The sequence below is a fragment of the Mesorhizobium sp. B2-3-6 genome (genome assembly GCF_006442305.1).
In the GTDB taxonomy this organism is placed as follows: domain Bacteria; phylum Pseudomonadota; class Alphaproteobacteria; order Rhizobiales; family Rhizobiaceae; genus Mesorhizobium.
The window spans coordinates 316995-332744 of the sequence record NZ_VFVW01000004.1 but is presented as its reverse complement, the minus strand read 5'-3'; the positions used below and the strand labels follow the sequence as shown (position 1 = coordinate 332744).

Sequence of the window (15750 nt, the reverse complement as noted above, 5' to 3'; positions counted from 1 at the left end):
CCCCAATTCCGCTCAAGGAGGAGATCATGAGGATCATTTCGAAACTGGCGACCGCCGCCGTCGTATTGCTCGCGGCGGCCACAGACGCGGGGGCCGCCGAAAAGGTCACTATTTCGATCGGCGGAGCATCATGCCTCTGCTACATGCCGACCGTGCTCGCCAAACAGATCGGCGCTTACGAAAAAGCCGGTATCGATGCAGACCTCGTCGATTTTAAGGGCGGTTCTCAATCGCTGACCGCAGTATTGGGCGGCAGCGCGGATGTGGTGTCCGGCTATTTCGATCACACGGTGAAATTGGCCGCCAAGAACCAGCGCCTGCAATCCTTCGTCGTTTACGACCAGTTCCCGGGACTGGTGCTGGCGGTGGCGCCGGGCCAGACCGGCAAGATCAAGTCAGTGAAGGACCTTGCTGGCAAAAAGGTCGGCGTGACCGCTCCCGGTTCCTCGACCGACTTCTTCCTGAAGTTCCTTCTGCAGAAGAACGGCATCGACCCGACATCCGCCGCCGTGATCGGCGTTGGGCTGGGCGCTACCGCCGTCGCCGCCATGGAGCAAGGGCAGATCGACGCCGTGGTGACGCTCGATCCGGCCGTCACCGTGCTTCAGGCCAGGCATAAGGACCTGACCATCCTGGCGGACACGCGCACCCAGAAGGATACCGAGGCGGTATTCGGAGGCGACTATCCCGGCGGAGCGCTTTACACCCGGCCGGAATGGATGGCCGCGCATCCCCAAGCAACGCAGGGATTGACCAATGCCATGCTTGCCACGCTGGATTACATTCACTCCCACAGCGCCGAAGAGATCATGGCCCAGATCCCCGACAATCTTATCGGCAGCGACAAGGACGCCTATCTGGCCGCGTTGAAAAATGCGATCCCCATGTATTCGACCACCGGGCTCATGGATCCAAAAGGCGCGCAGGCCGTGCTCGACGTTTTCTCTCTCGGTTCGCCCGATGTGGCCAACGCCAAGATCGATATCACGCAGACGTACACGAACGACTATGTGAACAAGGCGAAGAAGGCCAACTGACGAGATCAACGTCAAGCAGCGGGCATATGGCTCGTTCGCCTTAGCCACGGAGTTCACCGAGCGCCGGCATTTCAGCGACTCGGTGGCCTCGTCGCCATTTTGGGTATCCGTCAATTGACGAATACCCGTTCTTCTCTCACCTAGCTTGGCATTGCGCGGGCAAGCCGAACGCGCAGCAATAGTGAGGGTGACTGAAGTCACATGAAGGTAAGCTCGCCGGGCGAGAACCCCAACCGCCCCACTCCCGGCGAGCCTACAACCTGATTTGGAACGCAATCAGGACCGGGGTCAGCCGGCAAGCTTGTATCGCAAGATCGGTGCCAGCTTTGTTTCCCGAAATGGGACGGTTAAAGGGACATGGAACCACCATTTGCTGGCCGGCCGACCATCGCGCCCTAAACCTCGAACTCGCCCTGCCCCTCGTCCATGGCGCTGACGGTTTCAGCCGCCAGCGCCCGGGTGATCGGCGTCTTGCGTTCGAGCGCGGCGCGGTCCAGCCGCTCCACCACGCGCATGGCCGTCGCCAGGGAGCGCTCGATGCGGCGCACCAGATATTGCACGACATGCGGCTCGACCTCGACCTGGCGGTCGGCGAACAGCTTGGTGATGACACCTGCCAGCAGGAGATCGTCGGGTTCGTGGATCTCGACGGTTGCCGCCGCCTTCAGCCGCGACGCCAGATCCGGCAGCGTGACGCCCCAGGCCGAGGGAAAGCGGCGCGCCGTCAAAAGCAAATGCGAGCCGCTGCCGCGCACCGCATTGATCAGATGAAACAGCCCCTGCTGGTCGACTGTGCCGGTATCGACGTCGTCGATCAGCGCCGGCCGGGCACCGAGATTTACAATGCTGTCACCGACGCGGTGCGCGTCGACCTGAACAGCATCCGCCCGTGCCCGCCAGATCGAGGCCAGATGGGTCTTGCCGGAACCGGCCGGACCGGCCAGCACGACCACCGGCGAGGGCCAGTCCGGCCAGCGATCGACCAGCGCCACTGCCTGGTTGTTGGTGCCGGAGACGACGAGTTCGTCTCGCGAATAGCCGGTGCCATGGCCGAGATCGAGCGGCAGCTGGCGCGGCGGGTCGGCCCTCTGGTCGCTCATGCCAGGCTCAGCCGCGCGACCCGGCCAGGCCGGATCATGGATTGATGCCTTTGCGACGATCGGCCGGCAATGGCGGCACGGCCTTGCCGTGACCCTTGTAGAGCGGCGATTCCAGATAACGCGCAATGGCAAAGCGCACCAGGACCGCGACCGCGGCCGATGCAGGCACCGCAATCAGCAGACCGACGAAGCCAAACAGCGCGCCGAAGGCAAACAGCGCGAACATCAGCCACACCGGATGCAAGCCGACGCTTTTGCCGACCAGCCGCGGCTGCAAGATATTGCCCTCGATGAACTGGCCGATGAAGAACACCACCGCGACCGCTACGACCATGGTCCAGTCCGGCCAGAACTGGACGAAGGCAACGCCGACGGCCAGCACCAGCCCGGTCAGCGAGCCGACATAGGGGATGAAGGAGATCAGCCCGGCGAACAGGCCGATGAGGATGCCGAAATTGAGACCGGTCAGCGTCAGGCCAGTGGCATACATGGCGCCCAGCACTAGGCACAGCGTGCCCTGCCCGCGCACGAAGCCGGCCGTTGCCGTGTTGATGTCCCTGGCGATGGCGCGCACCGTGGCGACATTGTCCCGCGGCACCCAGCTGTCGATCACCGCCACCATGCGGTCCCAGTCGAGCAGCATGTAGAAGGCGACCACCGGCGTCACCACGAACAGGCTGATCACCGAGACCAGCGCCACGCCCGAACTCCATATCGAGGTGAACACGGTTGTCAGCAGACCGAAGCCGGATGTCAGCAGTGAATTCAATCCGTCGCGCAGGCCATTGGCGTTGACGCCGAATTTCTGTTCCAGCCATTTTGGATCGAACGAGGTGATCAGGCTCTGCAGCCGCGTCAGGTACTCAGGCAATTTGCCGGCAAAATCGGCCATCTGCGTCGCCAGCACCGGGATGAGGATGACAAAGGCCAGCACCAGCACGACAAGGAAGGTGATGAGGATGACCACCGTTGCCATGAAACGGCTGAGGCCGAGTCGCTGCAGCCGGTCGGCCACGGGATCGAGGAAATAGGCGAGCACCATGCCGGCCACGAAGGGCAAGAGGATGGCGCTGAAAACATAGAGGAAAAGCGCGAGCGCGGCGACGCCGGCAAGCCAGAAGAAGATCTGCCGGCGGAATCCGGCGGATGGATCATCCCCGGCTGCCGCCGGCGCGCTCGCCGCAGCTTCTTTGTCAGGTGCCCGGGGTGGAGCCTTCGCCATAGCCGCTCATATGCCTCAGCCAAGCCACGAGATAGGCTGCGGCCGAAGCCACGGTCAAGACCCCGGACAGCATTATGAGGGCGGGACGAAGTGGATCGAGATGGATCGAAAAAGCAAGCTCACCCAGTACCAGCGCCGCCAGTACAATCTGGATGGCGGTGTTGACCTTGGAGACGAGGAGCGGCTTCATCTCGACGGGATGGGCCATCACGGTGGACAACAGCACCGCGCAAATGATCAGCGCGTCGCGCGACACCATGGTGACGACCAGCCACAGCGGCAATTGCCCGATGAAGCCCAGGACGACGAACACGGAAACCAGGAGCAGCTTGTCGGCCACCGGATCGAGATAGGCGCCGAGCTTGGAATGCTGGTTGAACCGGCGGGCGATGAAGCCGTCGACGCCGTCCGAGATGCCGGCAACGAGGAACCCGGCAAAGGCCCAATCCCAGCGCGCCTGGAGCATGGCCAGCACCACGGCAGGCACCAGGACAAGGCGCATGATTGTGATCAGGTTGGGGATGGTCAAGCGCATGTCCCGTCGCTTCTGTCTGAACGATAGATGATGGAGATGGGGGATGGACGCAAGAGAGAAGCTGCCGAGCTTCCCCTGGTGGGGAGCGGCAGTTTCAGCGCCGTTTTCCTTGCGGACCGAAACCGTTCATGCGAAGAGCCGCAAAGGAAACAGCGACAAGCCAGATATGAAGCGCGATACAGTCAAGCGTAAGAACGGGCTCACCTATGCCGAGGCTGGCGTCGACATCGATGCCGGCAATCTCATGGTCGAGAAGATCAAACCGCTGGTCAAGGCGACGCGCCGGCCGGGCGCCGATGGCGAGATCGGCGGTTTCGGCGGCTTGTTCGACCTCAAGGCCGCCGGCTTTACCGACCCGGTGCTGGTCGCTGCAAATGACGGCGTCGGCACCAAGCTGAAGATCGCCATCGACGCCGGCAAGCACGACACGATCGGCATCGACCTCGTCGCCATGTGCGTCAACGACATCGTCGTGCAGGGTGCCGAACCGCTGTTCTTCCTCGACTATTTCGCCACTGGCAAGCTCGATCCGGACCAGGGTGCGGCGATCGTCGGCGGCATCGCCGCGGGCTGCCGGCAGGCCGGCTGCGCGCTGATCGGCGGCGAGACGGCCGAAATGCCCGGCATGTATCACGGCAAGGACTATGACCTTGCCGGTTTTGCCGTGGGCGCGGCCGAGCGCGGCCAGCTTCTGCCCACCGACGACATCGTCGAGGGCGACGTGCTGCTGGGGCTGGGTTCGTCGGGCCTGCATTCGAACGGCTTTTCGCTGGTGCGCCGCATCGTTGCGACCAGCGGCCTGGCATGGACCGATCCGGCTCCCTTCAATGACGAGGCCACATTGGCCGAGGCGCTGCTCGAGCCGACCCGGATCTATGTGAAATCGATCCTGAAGGCGATCCGCAACACGCACGGCATCAAGGCGCTGGCCCATATCACCGGCGGCGGCTTCCCCGAAAACATTCCGCGCGTTCTGCCGAAGGAGTTCTCGGCCGAGCTCGATCTCGACGCCATCGACGTGCCGCCTGTGTTCTCATGGCTGGCCAAAACCGGCGGTGTGGCGCCCGAAGAGATGATGCGCACCTTCAACTGCGGCATCGGCATGATCCTGGCGGTGGCGTCCGGCCAGGCGGCGCAGGTCGCTGCCGTCTTGCAGGAAGCCGGCGAGACGGTGACGCCGATCGGCCGGATCGTGCCGCGCCGCGACGCCGGCGTCATCTATCGGGGTTCGATCGGTCTATGAGTGCGCAGAAGAAACGCACTGTCGTTCTGATCTCGGGGCGCGGTTCCAACATGACGGCGCTGATCGCCGCCGCCAGCGACCCGGCTTTCCCCGCCGAAATCGTCGGCGTCATCTCCGACAAGGCGGATGCCGCCGGGCTCGGCATGGCGAGGGCGCGCGGCATCGCCACCCAGGTGATTTCCCGGGCCGACCATGCCAGCAAGCAGGCGCATGACGCCGCGATCGATGCGGCGCTCACGGCCTTCAATGCCGAGATCGTGGCACTGGCCGGCTACATGCGCATTTTGACCACCGGCCTCGTCCAGAAATGGCAGGGTCGTATGATCAACATCCACCCCGCTCTGTTGCCGGCCTTCAAGGGGCTCGACACGCATGCGCGCGCGCTGGCGGCGGGCATGCGCATCCATGGCTGCACGGTGCATTTCGTCACGTCCGAGATGGATGACGGTCCGATCATCGCACAGGCGGCGGTGCCGGTAATGGTTGGCGACAATGCCGACACACTTGCCGCACGAGTGCTGAAGGTGGAACACCAGCTCTATCCGCTGGCGCTGGGGCTGGTCGCCGAGGGCAAGGCGCGGATGGAAAAGGGCCGCACCGTGTTTGCCCGCTTCGCCGACGATGCCGACAATGCAACCTCGATGATCATTGCACCGAGCCCGCTACGCGAGGAAATCGATTTCGAGCAATTGGCGCGGATCACGCCGTAGGCATTTTTGCAGTCATAATTTGATTGCAAACTTTGGCGCACCCGCCTATCTCATGCTTGCATGAACAGCAAGCATAGGCGCGTGCTCAAAGCGATATTCACCGATCCAGTTTCGGGCAGTATCGAATGGATTGCCGTCGAAGCCTTGCTGGTCGCCGTTGGTTGCCAGGTGATCGAAGGAAGCGGCTCACGCGTGCGTTTTGTCTTTAAGAGCGAAGTCGAGACGTTCCACCGGCCGCACCCTTCAAAGGAAGCAAAGCGATATCAAGTACGGGATGCTCGCCCATTCTTGTTGAGGATCGGAGTGAAGCCATGAATGCGATGACCTACAAGGGCTATTCGGCCCGCGTTGATTATGATGACGATGACGAGATTTTCTTCGGCCGTATTGCCGGTATTCGAGACGGCGTATCCTTCCATTCAGAAACTGTCGCGGGGCTAAAAGCCGCCTTCCATGAAGCCGTGGACGACTATGTCGAAACTTGCGCGAAAATCGGTAAGTCGCCGCAAAGATCTTATTCCGGCAATCTCATGTTGCGCGTTGACCCCTCGGTTCATTCAAAAGTTGCAATGGCAGCGGAACTCGCAGGCAAGAGCCTGAACCAGTGGGGAGAAGAAGTCTTGCGCGAGGCCGCCGAAAAGCAAATTGCCTGAACCAGCAGCTGTCCTGCCTCCATCTGCATCCGCCATTCGACCGGGAGTATCGTGAAACAGTTGTTTGTGCTGCGCCACGCCAAGTCGAGTTGGGACGATCCCAACCTCCCCGATTTCGACCGGCCGCTCGCCGAACGCGGATTGAAGGCGGCCCAATTGATAGGGCGCGAACTCGCGACGCGCGGGTGGCTGCCGGACCAGGCGCTTGGTATCGCCGGCGCTGCGCACCCGCGAGACCTGGCGGCGGTGGACGCGGAGTTGCCAGCGCATCCACGAGTCGCGTTCTCCGAGGCGCTTTATGAAGCCTCAGCGACGGATATTCTGAGCCAGATTCGTCAAGCCGATCCGTCGAACGACAGCTTGCTGGTGGTCGGCCACAATCCCGGTCTGCAATATCTGGCGAAACAGCTTGCCGGGCCAGGGTCAGAGGCCAAGGCGCGCAGGAGGCTCGAAGGAAAATTTCCAACGGCAGCCTTTGCGCGCCTCGTTTTCCAGGGCGACTGGTCCAACCTGTCGCCCGCGCGGCTGACGCATTGCCTGCGTCCGAAGGATCTGCGCTAGAAATCCGGGGTTAAGCTGGCAGCCAAGGCCGCTGCGTGTCCGGGACGTTAATTGCCCCAGATGCCCTGGCCGGGTTCGGGCCAGTCGGTAGTGGGCTTCGTCTTGGCATCGCCTGTCTCGTGGCCGGCCATGCCCGTATCCTTGAGCGCGCCGGTGACAAGGTGGTCCACGCCCGCCATCGGGGCGACGGGCTGGTTGGCATTGTCGGAGCCATAATGGTCGCTGCCGGCAAAGGCGCTGCCGGTCGCAACGAGGATGGCGGCGGTGGCGAGGGCGATCTTGTTCATTTCAATCTCCTGGATTCATCCGTTAGGCGGCGTCTTGGGAGGACGGTTCCGCTAAGGACAAGACCCCAGGCACTCCTGTTTTATTCCTGGGCTCGGATTGTTTTCTGCCGAGCTTGGAGGATTGGTCATGCGCAAAAAACAAGAGCGGCGGGCCAGGCCCACCGCTCTTTGTGGTCGAAGACTTACAGAATCAACGGCCCCAGATGCCCTGGCCAGACTGAGCCGGCACGTTGGCATTCGCGTCGCCCTGCGCCTTTATGGACTTGGTGATCGAGCCGGTATGCGTGGTGTCGATGTTGGAGGTCGACTGGTTGGCAACCGGCTGGTTGACATTGTTGGAACCATAATTGTCGCTGCCGGCAAAGGCGCTGCCCGTGGCAATGAGAATGGCGGCGGCGGTAAGAGCGATCTTGGTCATTTCTTTACTCCTGAGTTCAAGTTGGTTGATGTCGGCAGTCGCGACTAGCGGCCGAAAAGGTTGCGGTCGGCGCCCTGCGAAGCCGGGGCCTGAACGGTTCCGTTCGTCTTCGAGGTCGAAGCGGTGACGGAATGGTCGACAGCGGCGGCGGGCTGATTGGCGTTGGCCGAACCATAATTGTCGCTGCCGGCGAAAGCGGTGCCCGTGGCAACGAGGATGGCGGCGGCGGTAAGAGCGATCTTGGTCATTTTGGTTACTCCAGTATGTCTGTTCTGTCCGTCTAGTGGCGTGCCCTTGGGAGGATTTCGCGTCGCTCGGACCACCCCGAGATGGGTCTGCGGTGTTGTCGTTTCCAGTCACGAAAATGTGCCAAAAAAGCTGTGGGACGGCTCTTGAAATTGAAACGACATCGCTGGCTGCCACAATTTTATCTTGTCGAACCAATAGTTTATTGAGAAAACTCCATTGAGCCCACCCGTTTGCGCAGAGCGTACGTTCACCGTTTGATGTACGGTCCGTCAACATAAATCGAACCGAACGGTTCGGTTTTATCTACATAACGCCCGCGCGAGTGGCCGCATCCGGGCGTTTGCTTTGCGGTGGGTCGACATTGTCGTTTGCAAACGGGCTGAAGGACGTGCCAAGAGGCGCTCCGCATTCTCCACGCGGAGGCTTCGCCTCCGGTCGCGGCAGGCTCAAGCTTTCAATCATTTTGGCGACTGGAGAAATGGAAAGCGGCGGGTTCTGGCCCGTCAGGAAGCGCCAAAGCCAAGGACGTCGCGCATGCCGTATTGACCGGGCGGTCGCCCGGTCACCCAGAGGGCTGCGGCGATGGCGCCACGGGCGAACATGAGGCGGTCGTCGGCCGCATGCGACAGGGTCACGGTCTCGCCCTCGGTGCAGAAGCTGACGCTGTGCTCGCCGACGATGCTGCCGCCGCGCAGCACCGCGAAGCCGATCTCGCCGGCAGGCCGCGCACCGGTGACACCGTCGCGAACACGCCTCGCCATCGCATTGAGTTCGACGCCGCGTCCGTCGGCAATGGCTTGGCCGAGCATCAGGGCGGTGCCCGATGGCGCATCGATCTTGTGGCGGTGATGCGCCTCTAAAATCTCTGCATCCCAGTCCGCGGGACCGAGCGCTCTCGCCGCCTGCTCGACCAATCCGACCAGCATGTTGAGCCCAAGCGAAAAGCTCCCGGAGCGTACGATGACAACGGTTTTCGCGGCATCGGCGATGGCTGCCAATTCAGCGTCATCGAAACCGGTCGAGCCAATGACCATGGCAGGTCCGCGACGGCCGGCGCAGGCTCTCGCCAGATCGGCCGATGCCGCCGGCGTGGTGAAATCGACGACCACATCGGCCAGGCCGAGCGCCTCGTCGCGACTGACCAGGCCATCGCCGACGACGCCCGGTCGATGAAAGCGGGCAGTAAGCGCCAGCCGCGAGTCGGCCTGCACGGCGTCCGCCATCTGGCGCCCCATGCGGCCGAGCGCACCGGCAATTGCGATCCTGACTGGCGCCATCGCCGCGACTATTTCCACATGCCGCGCATGCGCGCGCCAATGTCGACGCGTATCTCCGGCCGGGGCGCCCTGCCCGGCGCTGCTTGCGCTGCCGGCCATACCGTCTGTTCGAATGCCGCAAGGAGTGAGGCCGGGATGAAGCGCGTGCGCGAGGCATAGACATGGCGGTCGCCGCGCGCCGCCTGGCCATGCGCAAAGAAGCGCTGCGGCATGACCAGGTTGAGGCTGTCCTTGGCCCTTGTCATCGCCACGTAAAGCAGCCGGCGCTCCTCCTCGATATCTTCCCTGGTACCAACGCCGAGATCGGCCGGAATGCAGCCATCGACGGTGTTGAGCACAAACACGTTCTTCCACTCCTGGCCCTTGGCCGAGTGGATGGTCGACAGGATCAAATAATCCTCGTCGCGGTGCGGCGGCCCGGCCTGGTCGCTGGTCGCGTCCGGCGGATCGAGCGTCAGCTCGGTCAGGAACCGTTCGCGCGAAGCGTAGCCGGATCCGATCTGCTCGAGCTGCAGAAGGTCGGCCCGGCGCGTGGTTGCGTCCTCGTGGATGCGCTCGAGATGCGGCTCGTACCAGAGCCTGACCTGTTCGAGATCGGCCGGCCATTTGGCGCCGGCACGCAGGCCGGAGTAGAGCGAGACGAAGCCCGGCCAGTCATCCGCCGCGCGCTGCGGCGGCCGCCAGCCGGCAAGGCCCATCGCCTCGTCCAGCGCCGATGTCATCGTCTCGACGACCTGCGCGGCGGCCGACGGGCCGATGCCGGGCAAAAGCTGCAGCACGCGAAATCCGGCGACGCGGTCGCGCGGGTTTTCGGCAAAGCGCAGCACCGCCAGCACATCCTTGACGTGAGCGGCATCGAGGAATTTCAGCCCACCGAACTTGACGAAGGGAATGTTGCGCCGCGTCAGCTCGATTTCCAGAGGCCCGCTGTGGTGCGAGGCGCGAAACAGCACCGCCTGCGATTTCAGCGCCGTGCCGGCCTCGCGCTCGGCCAGGATGGCCTCGCAGACGAAATTGGCCTGTTCGACCTCGTCGCGTACGGTCACCAGCCTCGGCTTGGCGGCGGATTTGCGTTCCGACCACAGGTTTTTGGTGAAGCGTTCCGAGGCCTCGCCGATCACCGCATTGGCGGCGGCCAAAATGGTTTCGGTCGAGCGGTAGTTGCGCTCCAGCATCACCACATCGGCGGCCTGCGCGAACTGCTTGGGAAAGTCCAGGATGTTGCGCACCTCGGCGGCGCGGAACGAATAGATCGATTGCGCATCGTCGCCGACCACCGTTAGGCCGGCGCCATCGGGTTTGAGCGCCATGAGGATCGAGGCCTGCAGCCGGTTGGTATCCTGGTATTCGTCGACCAGCACATGGTCGAAGCGCCCGCCCAGATGCATCGCTATCTCCGGTTCGGCCGTCATCTGCGCCCAGTAGAGCAGCAGGTCATCGTAATCGAGCACGTTCTGCGCCTGCTTGGCCTCGACATAGCCGGCGAACAGCTGCTTCAGCTGTTCGCCCCATCCGGCGCACCACGGAAAGGCGGAGCCCAGCACCTCGCCGAGCGGCGCCTGCGCGTTGACGGCGCGCGAATAGATGGCAAGGCAGGTGCCCTTGGTCGGAAAGCGCGCTTCCGCCTTCGAGAAGCCGAGTTCGTGCCGCACCAGGTTCATCAGGTCGGCCGAATCCTCGCGATCGTGGATGGTGAACGCCGGATCGAGGCCGATCTCCTGCGCGTAATCGCGCAGTAGCCGTGCACCGATGCCATGGAAGGTGCCGGCCCAGGTCAGCGCGTCAGTGACGATCGAGGCGTCACGGCCGAGCACCTCGCCGGCGATGCGCTCGACGCGCCTGGCCATTTCGGAGGCGGCGCGACGTGAAAACGTCATCAGCAGGATGCGGCGCGGATCAGCCCCCTTGACGATGAGATGGGCTACGCGATGCGCCAGCGTGTTGGTCTTGCCCGAGCCGGCGCCGGCAATGACCAGCAGCGGTCCGGCGATCCTGCCATCGCCATGCTCGACGGCCTGGCGCTGGGCGTCATTCAGCCTTGCGAGATAAGCAGGCTGGTCGGCCGGTTCCCGAAATGTCGAATCATGAGCGGCAAGGTTCATCGCCCATCAAGCATCGTTTCCGCTTTGTTCGCAACAAGGAAGCGGCGCGGCGAGATCAGCGTCGACAGGTCAGCGTTCCGGATCGACACCCATCGCTGCCGACTGCCTGCGCAATGTCTCCCGATCATTCTTCGGGACTGGCAGCAACAGGGGATCGACGGTGTCGGGTACGTCCTCGATCAGCTTGCGCGCGAGGCGGTAAGTGACGAAGGCGATGGTGCAGGCCAAGAGCAGACGGATCATCCAGCAGTCCTCCTTTGCCTGATCCAACCGGAGACATGAGCTTTTGTTCCTCGGCTTGATCGTCGCAACCAAACGGAAGTCGTCTCGTTGTCAGACGAGAGGAGGTAGCGATGAAGAAGCTCTCCCTAGGCCTTCTGCTGATCGTTCTGGCCGTGTCGGCCTGCGACAACAACGTCCCGCCAACCAAGGCTCCGGCAGCGGAAAACCCGCACGCCGACGGCAATCCTGTAGCCGATAAGACCGGCAAATGAGTTGACATGCGTGCAGCAACGCCGCGGACCACGGCGGGACAGCACAAAGCACAGCCTGGAAAGGACGGCCGGCGCCGCTTGGGAGGTGCCTGATAGCGCCGGCCAGGCGGATATCAGGTCCGCCGCAATGTGGATGTTAGCTGAGTCTTGCCGTAGCGTCATGGGGATTCCACCCCTTTGGCTTCCCGCCAAATTCCGGAACGACCGCGCCGTTCATGCTCCCAATCGCCGTCTGACGACCGCGGCATGGAAATTCGTGCCGAACAGCAGGCCGTCATCGTTGAAGTCGTAGCTCGGATTGTGCAGCGGCGCCGTGTCGCCATTGCCGAGGAAGACGAAGCAACCGGGCACGTGAGCGAGGAAACGGGCAAAATCCTCAGAGCCGGTTATCGGCTCGCGGGCGACGGCGACGCCTTCGGGCGCGAACACGTTTCCGGCGGCTGCAAAGGCCTCGTCGACCAATTCGGCGTCGTTGTGCAGCGGCACGAATTCCCTGCTGTAGGCGACCTCGGCGGTGACGTTGTAGGCGGCGGCGGTGCCGGCGGCGATGGTGCGCATCTGCTTCTCGATCTCGGCGCTGACCTCGGGGCGAAAGCTGCGGGCGTCTCCCAGGATACGGGCAAGGCCGGGCAGCGCGTTGCGGGTGCCGTCGGTGATCAGCTCGGTTACCGAAACCACCGATATGTCGGCCGGGCTCAGCCGGCGCGAGACGATGGTTTGCAGATTGGTGACCAGCGCGCAAGCGGCGACCAGTGTCTCCTGTCCATCCTGCGGCCCGGCAGCGTGGCCGCCGAGGCCTCTCAGAACGATCTCGAAGATATCCTCGGCCGACATCATCGGGCCGGGGCGGGTTTCGAAATGGCCAATCGGCAATCCGGGCAGATTGTGCAGGCCGAAAATCTCATCAAAGGGAAAGCGGCGCATCAACCCATCGTCGAGCATGGCCAGCGCGCCCCTGCCCCACTCCTCGGCCGGCTGAAAGATGAAGCGCACCGTGCCGTTGAACCCGCCCTCCCCGGCCAGCAGCTTCGCCGCGCCGAGCAGCATCGTGGTGTGGCCGTCATGGCCGCAGGCGTGCATGATGCCGGGATTTTGCGAGCCATAGGCCACAACCGATTGCTCGGTGATGCGCAGGGCATCCATGTCGGCCCTGAGCGCGATCGCCCTGTTGCCGCTGCCGCGCTTCAGCGTGCCGACGACGCCGGTGCCGCCGACGCCCTCGGTCACATCGTCGAGGCCGAATTCGCGCAGTTTGGCAGCGACGAAGGCCGCGGTGCGCTTTTCCTCGAACCCGAATTCCGGATGGGCATGCAGATCGCGCCGCCAGCCGGTCATCTCCTGCTTCAAGGCATCGAGATCGATTTTGGCCATTTCTCCGCCCCTCTCAAACTAGGTTGCAAGTCGGGTGACGACATCGAGCAGAATGTTGGCGCCGGCGACGAGCTCGGTATCCTCGGTGTATTCGCGCGGATTATGGCTGATGCCGCCGGCGCTCGGCACGAAGATCATCGCGGCAGGTGCGATACGCGCCATCATCTGCGCATCATGGCCGGCGCCGGACGTCATGCGCTTCGAAACCAGCCCGCGATTGATGGCAGCGGCCTCGATCAGCTCCACGATGCGGCTGTCGAAGATCACCGGCTCGAAGCGCGCCAGCCGCTCGACCGAGATCGTCACGCCTTCGGCGGCGGCGAGTTCTTCGAGGTGAGCGGCGAGTGCTGCTTCCTCCGCCTGCAACCGGTGCTCGAAAGGATCGCGCAGGTCGATGGTGAAGACCGCTCGCGAGGGAATGACGTTGATGGCGTTGGGCTCGAAACGCATCGTGCCGACGGTGGCGACGGTCGGCGTGTTCGAAGCCTTGGCACGATCGTGCAGGAAGGCGACGACACGGGCGGCCGCATGGCCGGCGTCGCTGCGCATCGACATCGGCGTGGTGCCGGCATGGTTGGCGACCCCGTCGATGGTGATGCGCTGCCAGGAGATGCCTTGCAGGTTTTCCACCGCGCCGATCGGCACGCCTTCGCGCTCCAGCACCGGGCCCTGCTCGATATGCAGTTCGAGATAGGTATGCGGCTTGAGGAAGCCCGGCTGCTCGTCGCCGGCATAGCCGATGCGCGCCAGTTCCTGCCCGAGCACGCTGCCGTCGGTCCCCACGGCCGCCAGCGCCTCGTCGATCGCAACACCGCCGGCATGAACCAGCGAGCCCATCATGTCGGGGGAATAGCGCACGCCTTCCTCATTGGTGAAGGCGGCGACGGCCAACGGGCGCGACAGGACAAAGCCTGACGCCTTCAGTGTCTCGATTGCCTCCAGCCCAGCCAGCACGCCGTAGCAGCCGTCATAAATGCCGGCATCTATGACCGTATCGATATGCGAGCCTATCAGGATCGGCGCCCGCCCGGCATTCCCAGGCGTCCGCCAGATGCCGAAGATATTGCCCATGCGGTCGATGGCGACTTCGAGCCCCGCCTCGCGCAACCAGCCGACGAAGCGGTCGCGGCCCTGCCGGTCGGCGTCCGAGGCGGCAAGCCGCACCAGCCGGCCCTCGCCGTCGCGGCCGATGGCGCCGAGGTCCCGAATACGGCCAAGCAGCCGCCGCGCGTCGACCGAGATCATGGCGTTGCTCCAGAAAGTACCTTGCCCGCAAGCACGTCCGCGGCGGCCACGCCGACGAGTTCGGCATAACGCCTGGGATCGGTTGCGCCTTCGGTGTTGACGACCAGCACCCGCGAGAGCCGGTCGAGGCCGAGTTCGGCCTTGTTGTCGGCCAGCGCCCGGATCAGTCCGGCCAGGCCGACCCCGCCGCTTTCGCCGGCAACGATGGCCGGATCGCCGCCGGCCGGCCGCGCAAGCCTCCGCATCACAGCGACCGCATCCTCCTCGTCGACGGTCATGAAGGCATCGGCGGCACGCGCCAGCACGCGCCAGGCGACAGGCGACGCCTCGTAGCATTCGAGCATCGCCATGACAGTCGCTTCGCCATGCGCGATCTTGACAGGATGGCCAGCCCTGGCGGCGCCCAAGATACAAGCGGCACGTGCGGGCTCGACCACGGTGAAGACCGGCCTGGCATCACCGAGCACGATGGCGAGATGGCCAGCCACGGCAGCGGCAATGCCGCCGACCCCGGCCTGGACGAAGACGTGGGTGGGCGGTTCGCCGAGCTGGCGCAGCGCCTCGCGCATGATCGCGGTGTAGCCTTGCATGACGAGGCCTGGAATGCGCTCATAGCCCGGCCACGACGTATCGGACACGACGGTCCAGCCCTTGTCCGCCGCGACGCGTGCGGCTTGCCTGACCGAATCATCGTAGTTGCCGTCGACGCGGATCATCTCGGCGCCGTAGCGGGCGATAGCCGTGATGCGCTCGTCGCTGACGCCGGCATGGACGAAGATCGCCGCCCTCGCGCCGACAAGCCGCGCGCCCTGTGCCACCGAGCGGCCGTGATTGCCGTCGGTCGCGCAAGCCATCGTCATGGTGGCGGCGACCGCCCTGACATCGGGCTGATCGAGATCGGCGATGCCGAGCGGCCTGCCAAGCCGGCGGCCGGCTTCCTCCAGCACCAGATGAACGACGGCATAAGCGCCCCCAAGCGCCTTGAAGCTACCGAGGCCGAGGCGAAAACCCTCATCCTTGAGGTGGATGGCGCCAATGCCCAGTTCGGAGGCCAGCGCCGGCAGCGCATGCAGCGGCGTCTCCTGATGATTGTCGCGATGGGACAGGAAACGCTCGGCCGCGTCGGCCCCCGCAACCCCGAGCGTTTCGGCGTCGACCGGATCGAGTGGGCTGCCGTGCAAGGCATTGCGGTTGAGCAGGAACATCAAGGCCTCCTTGGCTGACAACGAGACTATATTGCAAGGCA

Annotated in this window: 18 protein-coding genes and 1 pseudogene; 7 read left to right on the top strand and 12 right to left on the bottom strand. The window is 63.9% G+C overall.

All coding sequences use genetic code 11. The annotated features are described in order from the left end of the window. Positions 1-26 precede the first annotated feature (26 nt). Positions 27-1037 (top strand): ABC transporter substrate-binding protein, encoded by a 1011-nt coding sequence (locus tag FJ953_RS14155; RefSeq protein WP_140624580.1) that lies wholly within the window; start codon positions 27-29, stop codon positions 1035-1037. 395 nt (positions 1038-1432) lie between these two features. Here FJ953_RS14155 and hdaA read toward each other — a convergent pair whose 3' ends face one another. From hdaA to FJ953_RS14140, 3 genes are read right to left on the bottom strand one after another with little or no spacing between them, the layout of a single operon-like run. Then, positions 1433-2137, bottom strand: coding sequence for a DnaA regulatory inactivator HdaA (hdaA, locus tag FJ953_RS14150; RefSeq protein ID WP_140515482.1), 705 nt, complete (start codon positions 2135-2137; stop codon positions 1433-1435). A 34-nt stretch (positions 2138-2171) separates the two neighbouring features. Then, on the bottom strand, positions 2172-3359 hold the full coding sequence (locus FJ953_RS14145; RefSeq protein ID WP_140494346.1) for an AI-2E family transporter: 1188 nt from the start codon (positions 3357-3359) through the stop codon (positions 2172-2174). Continuing rightward, positions 3331-3888, bottom strand: a complete 558-nt coding sequence (locus tag FJ953_RS14140; RefSeq protein WP_140495033.1) for a CDP-alcohol phosphatidyltransferase family protein — start codon at positions 3886-3888, stop codon at positions 3331-3333. Before FJ953_RS14140 ends, FJ953_RS14145 begins: the two co-directional genes overlap by 29 nt. A gap of 172 nt (positions 3889-4060) precedes the next feature. Here FJ953_RS14140 and purM point away from each other — a divergent pair, with 172 nt between their 5' ends. The 5 genes and pseudogenes from purM (at position 4061) to FJ953_RS14115 (ending at position 7061) form a co-directional block, all read left to right on the top strand. Continuing rightward, positions 4061-5137, top strand: coding sequence for a phosphoribosylformylglycinamidine cyclo-ligase (purM, locus tag FJ953_RS14135; RefSeq protein ID WP_140494348.1), 1077 nt, complete (start codon positions 4061-4063; stop codon positions 5135-5137). Continuing rightward, a complete protein-coding gene (gene purN / locus FJ953_RS14130; protein WP_140520619.1) occupies positions 5134-5847 on the top strand; it encodes a phosphoribosylglycinamide formyltransferase in 714 nt (237 codons plus the stop codon). Before purM ends, purN begins: the two co-directional genes overlap by 4 nt. A gap of 81 nt (positions 5848-5928) precedes the next feature. Next, positions 5929-6162 (top strand): type II toxin-antitoxin system HicA family toxin, encoded by a 234-nt coding sequence (locus FJ953_RS14125; RefSeq protein ID WP_246674804.1) that lies wholly within the window; start codon positions 5929-5931, stop codon positions 6160-6162. Then, positions 6159-6500, top strand: coding sequence for a type II toxin-antitoxin system HicB family antitoxin (locus FJ953_RS14120; RefSeq protein ID WP_140624578.1), 342 nt, complete (start codon positions 6159-6161; stop codon positions 6498-6500). The genes FJ953_RS14125 and FJ953_RS14120 overlap by 4 nt, the downstream gene beginning before the upstream one ends. Positions 6501-6551: 51 nt before the next feature. Further along, positions 6552-7061 (top strand): annotated as a pseudogene (locus FJ953_RS14115) (histidine phosphatase family protein). 47 nt (positions 7062-7108) lie between these two features. Here the strand turns inward: FJ953_RS14115 and FJ953_RS14110 are convergent. The 6 genes from FJ953_RS14110 to FJ953_RS30465 form a co-directional block, all read right to left on the bottom strand. After that, positions 7109-7348: a DUF680 domain-containing protein gene (locus tag FJ953_RS14110; protein WP_140494357.1), complete on the bottom strand. Its 240-nt coding sequence runs from the start codon at positions 7346-7348 to the stop codon at positions 7109-7111. Positions 7349-7538: 190 nt separating this feature from the next. After that, a complete protein-coding gene (locus FJ953_RS14105) occupies positions 7539-7766 on the bottom strand; it encodes a DUF680 domain-containing protein (protein WP_140494359.1) in 228 nt (75 codons plus the stop codon). A 44-nt stretch (positions 7767-7810) separates the two neighbouring features. Further along, positions 7811-8014 (bottom strand): DUF680 domain-containing protein, encoded by a 204-nt coding sequence (locus FJ953_RS14100; protein ID WP_140515477.1) that lies wholly within the window; start codon positions 8012-8014, stop codon positions 7811-7813. 504 nt (positions 8015-8518) lie between these two features. Continuing rightward, positions 8519-9292, bottom strand: coding sequence for a 4-hydroxy-tetrahydrodipicolinate reductase (dapB, locus tag FJ953_RS14095; RefSeq protein ID WP_140624576.1), 774 nt, complete (start codon positions 9290-9292; stop codon positions 8519-8521). A gap of 8 nt (positions 9293-9300) precedes the next feature. Further along, positions 9301-11394, bottom strand: coding sequence for an ATP-dependent helicase (locus tag FJ953_RS14090; RefSeq protein ID WP_140624575.1), 2094 nt, complete (start codon positions 11392-11394; stop codon positions 9301-9303). A 69-nt stretch (positions 11395-11463) separates the two neighbouring features. Beyond that, positions 11464-11637 (bottom strand): hypothetical protein, encoded by a 174-nt coding sequence (locus FJ953_RS30465; protein WP_181165130.1) that lies wholly within the window; start codon positions 11635-11637, stop codon positions 11464-11466. Positions 11638-11747: 110 nt separating this feature from the next. Here FJ953_RS30465 and FJ953_RS30460 point away from each other — a divergent pair, with 110 nt between their 5' ends. Beyond that, positions 11748-11888 carry a hypothetical protein gene (locus FJ953_RS30460; RefSeq protein WP_181165131.1) on the top strand — a complete coding sequence of 47 codons (141 nt, stop codon included), beginning with the start codon at positions 11748-11750 and terminating at the stop codon, positions 11886-11888. A gap of 213 nt (positions 11889-12101) precedes the next feature. Here the strand turns inward: FJ953_RS30460 and FJ953_RS14085 are convergent, their stop codons facing one another. Genes FJ953_RS14085 through FJ953_RS14075 form a run of 3 tightly spaced genes read right to left on the bottom strand, consistent with a single transcriptional unit; the run spans position 12102 to position 15709 of the window. Next, positions 12102-13259: a M20 aminoacylase family protein gene (locus FJ953_RS14085; protein ID WP_140624574.1), complete on the bottom strand. Its 1158-nt coding sequence runs from the start codon at positions 13257-13259 to the stop codon at positions 12102-12104. Between the two features lie 18 nt (positions 13260-13277). Beyond that, entirely contained in the window at positions 13278-14504 is a 1227-nt protein-coding gene (locus FJ953_RS14080; RefSeq protein ID WP_140624573.1) for a Zn-dependent hydrolase, read from the bottom strand. Then, a complete protein-coding gene (locus FJ953_RS14075; RefSeq protein WP_140515473.1) occupies positions 14501-15709 on the bottom strand; it encodes a diaminopropionate ammonia-lyase in 1209 nt (402 codons plus the stop codon). The genes FJ953_RS14080 and FJ953_RS14075 overlap by 4 nt, the downstream gene beginning before the upstream one ends. Positions 15710-15750 lie beyond the last annotated feature (41 nt).

Excerpts from the sequence above, each read along its gene's own strand:
- FJ953_RS14155 (WP_140624580.1), top strand. The coding sequence starts at position 27 with ATGAGGATCATTTCGAAACTGGCGACCGCCGCCGTCGTATTGCTCGCG.
- hdaA (WP_140515482.1), bottom strand. The coding sequence starts at position 2,137 with ATGAGCGACCAGAGGGCCGACCCGCCGCGCCAGCTGCCGCTCGATCTC.
- FJ953_RS14145 (WP_140494346.1), bottom strand. The coding sequence starts at position 3,359 with ATGGCGAAGGCTCCACCCCGGGCACCTGACAAAGAAGCTGCGGCGAGC.
- purM (WP_140494348.1), top strand. The coding sequence starts at position 4,061 with ATGAAGCGCGATACAGTCAAGCGTAAGAACGGGCTCACCTATGCCGAG.
- purN (WP_140520619.1), top strand. The coding sequence starts at position 5,134 with ATGAGTGCGCAGAAGAAACGCACTGTCGTTCTGATCTCGGGGCGCGGT.
- FJ953_RS14120 (WP_140624578.1), top strand. The coding sequence starts at position 6,159 with ATGAATGCGATGACCTACAAGGGCTATTCGGCCCGCGTTGATTATGAT.
- FJ953_RS14110 (WP_140494357.1), bottom strand. The coding sequence starts at position 7,348 with ATGAACAAGATCGCCCTCGCCACCGCCGCCATCCTCGTTGCGACCGGC.
- FJ953_RS14105 (WP_140494359.1), bottom strand. The coding sequence starts at position 7,766 with ATGACCAAGATCGCTCTTACCGCCGCCGCCATTCTCATTGCCACGGGC.
- FJ953_RS14100 (WP_140515477.1), bottom strand. The coding sequence starts at position 8,014 with ATGACCAAGATCGCTCTTACCGCCGCCGCCATCCTCGTTGCCACGGGC.
- dapB (WP_140624576.1), bottom strand. The coding sequence starts at position 9,292 with ATGGCGCCAGTCAGGATCGCAATTGCCGGTGCGCTCGGCCGCATGGGG.
- FJ953_RS14090 (WP_140624575.1), bottom strand. The coding sequence starts at position 11,394 with ATGAACCTTGCCGCTCATGATTCGACATTTCGGGAACCGGCCGACCAG.
- FJ953_RS30465 (WP_181165130.1), bottom strand. The coding sequence starts at position 11,637 with ATGATCCGTCTGCTCTTGGCCTGCACCATCGCCTTCGTCACTTACCGC.
- FJ953_RS30460 (WP_181165131.1), top strand. The coding sequence starts at position 11,748 with ATGAAGAAGCTCTCCCTAGGCCTTCTGCTGATCGTTCTGGCCGTGTCG.
- FJ953_RS14085 (WP_140624574.1), bottom strand. The coding sequence starts at position 13,259 with ATGGCCAAAATCGATCTCGATGCCTTGAAGCAGGAGATGACCGGCTGG.
- FJ953_RS14080 (WP_140624573.1), bottom strand. The coding sequence starts at position 14,504 with ATGATCTCGGTCGACGCGCGGCGGCTGCTTGGCCGTATTCGGGACCTC.
- FJ953_RS14075 (WP_140515473.1), bottom strand. The coding sequence starts at position 15,709 with ATGTTCCTGCTCAACCGCAATGCCTTGCACGGCAGCCCACTCGATCCG.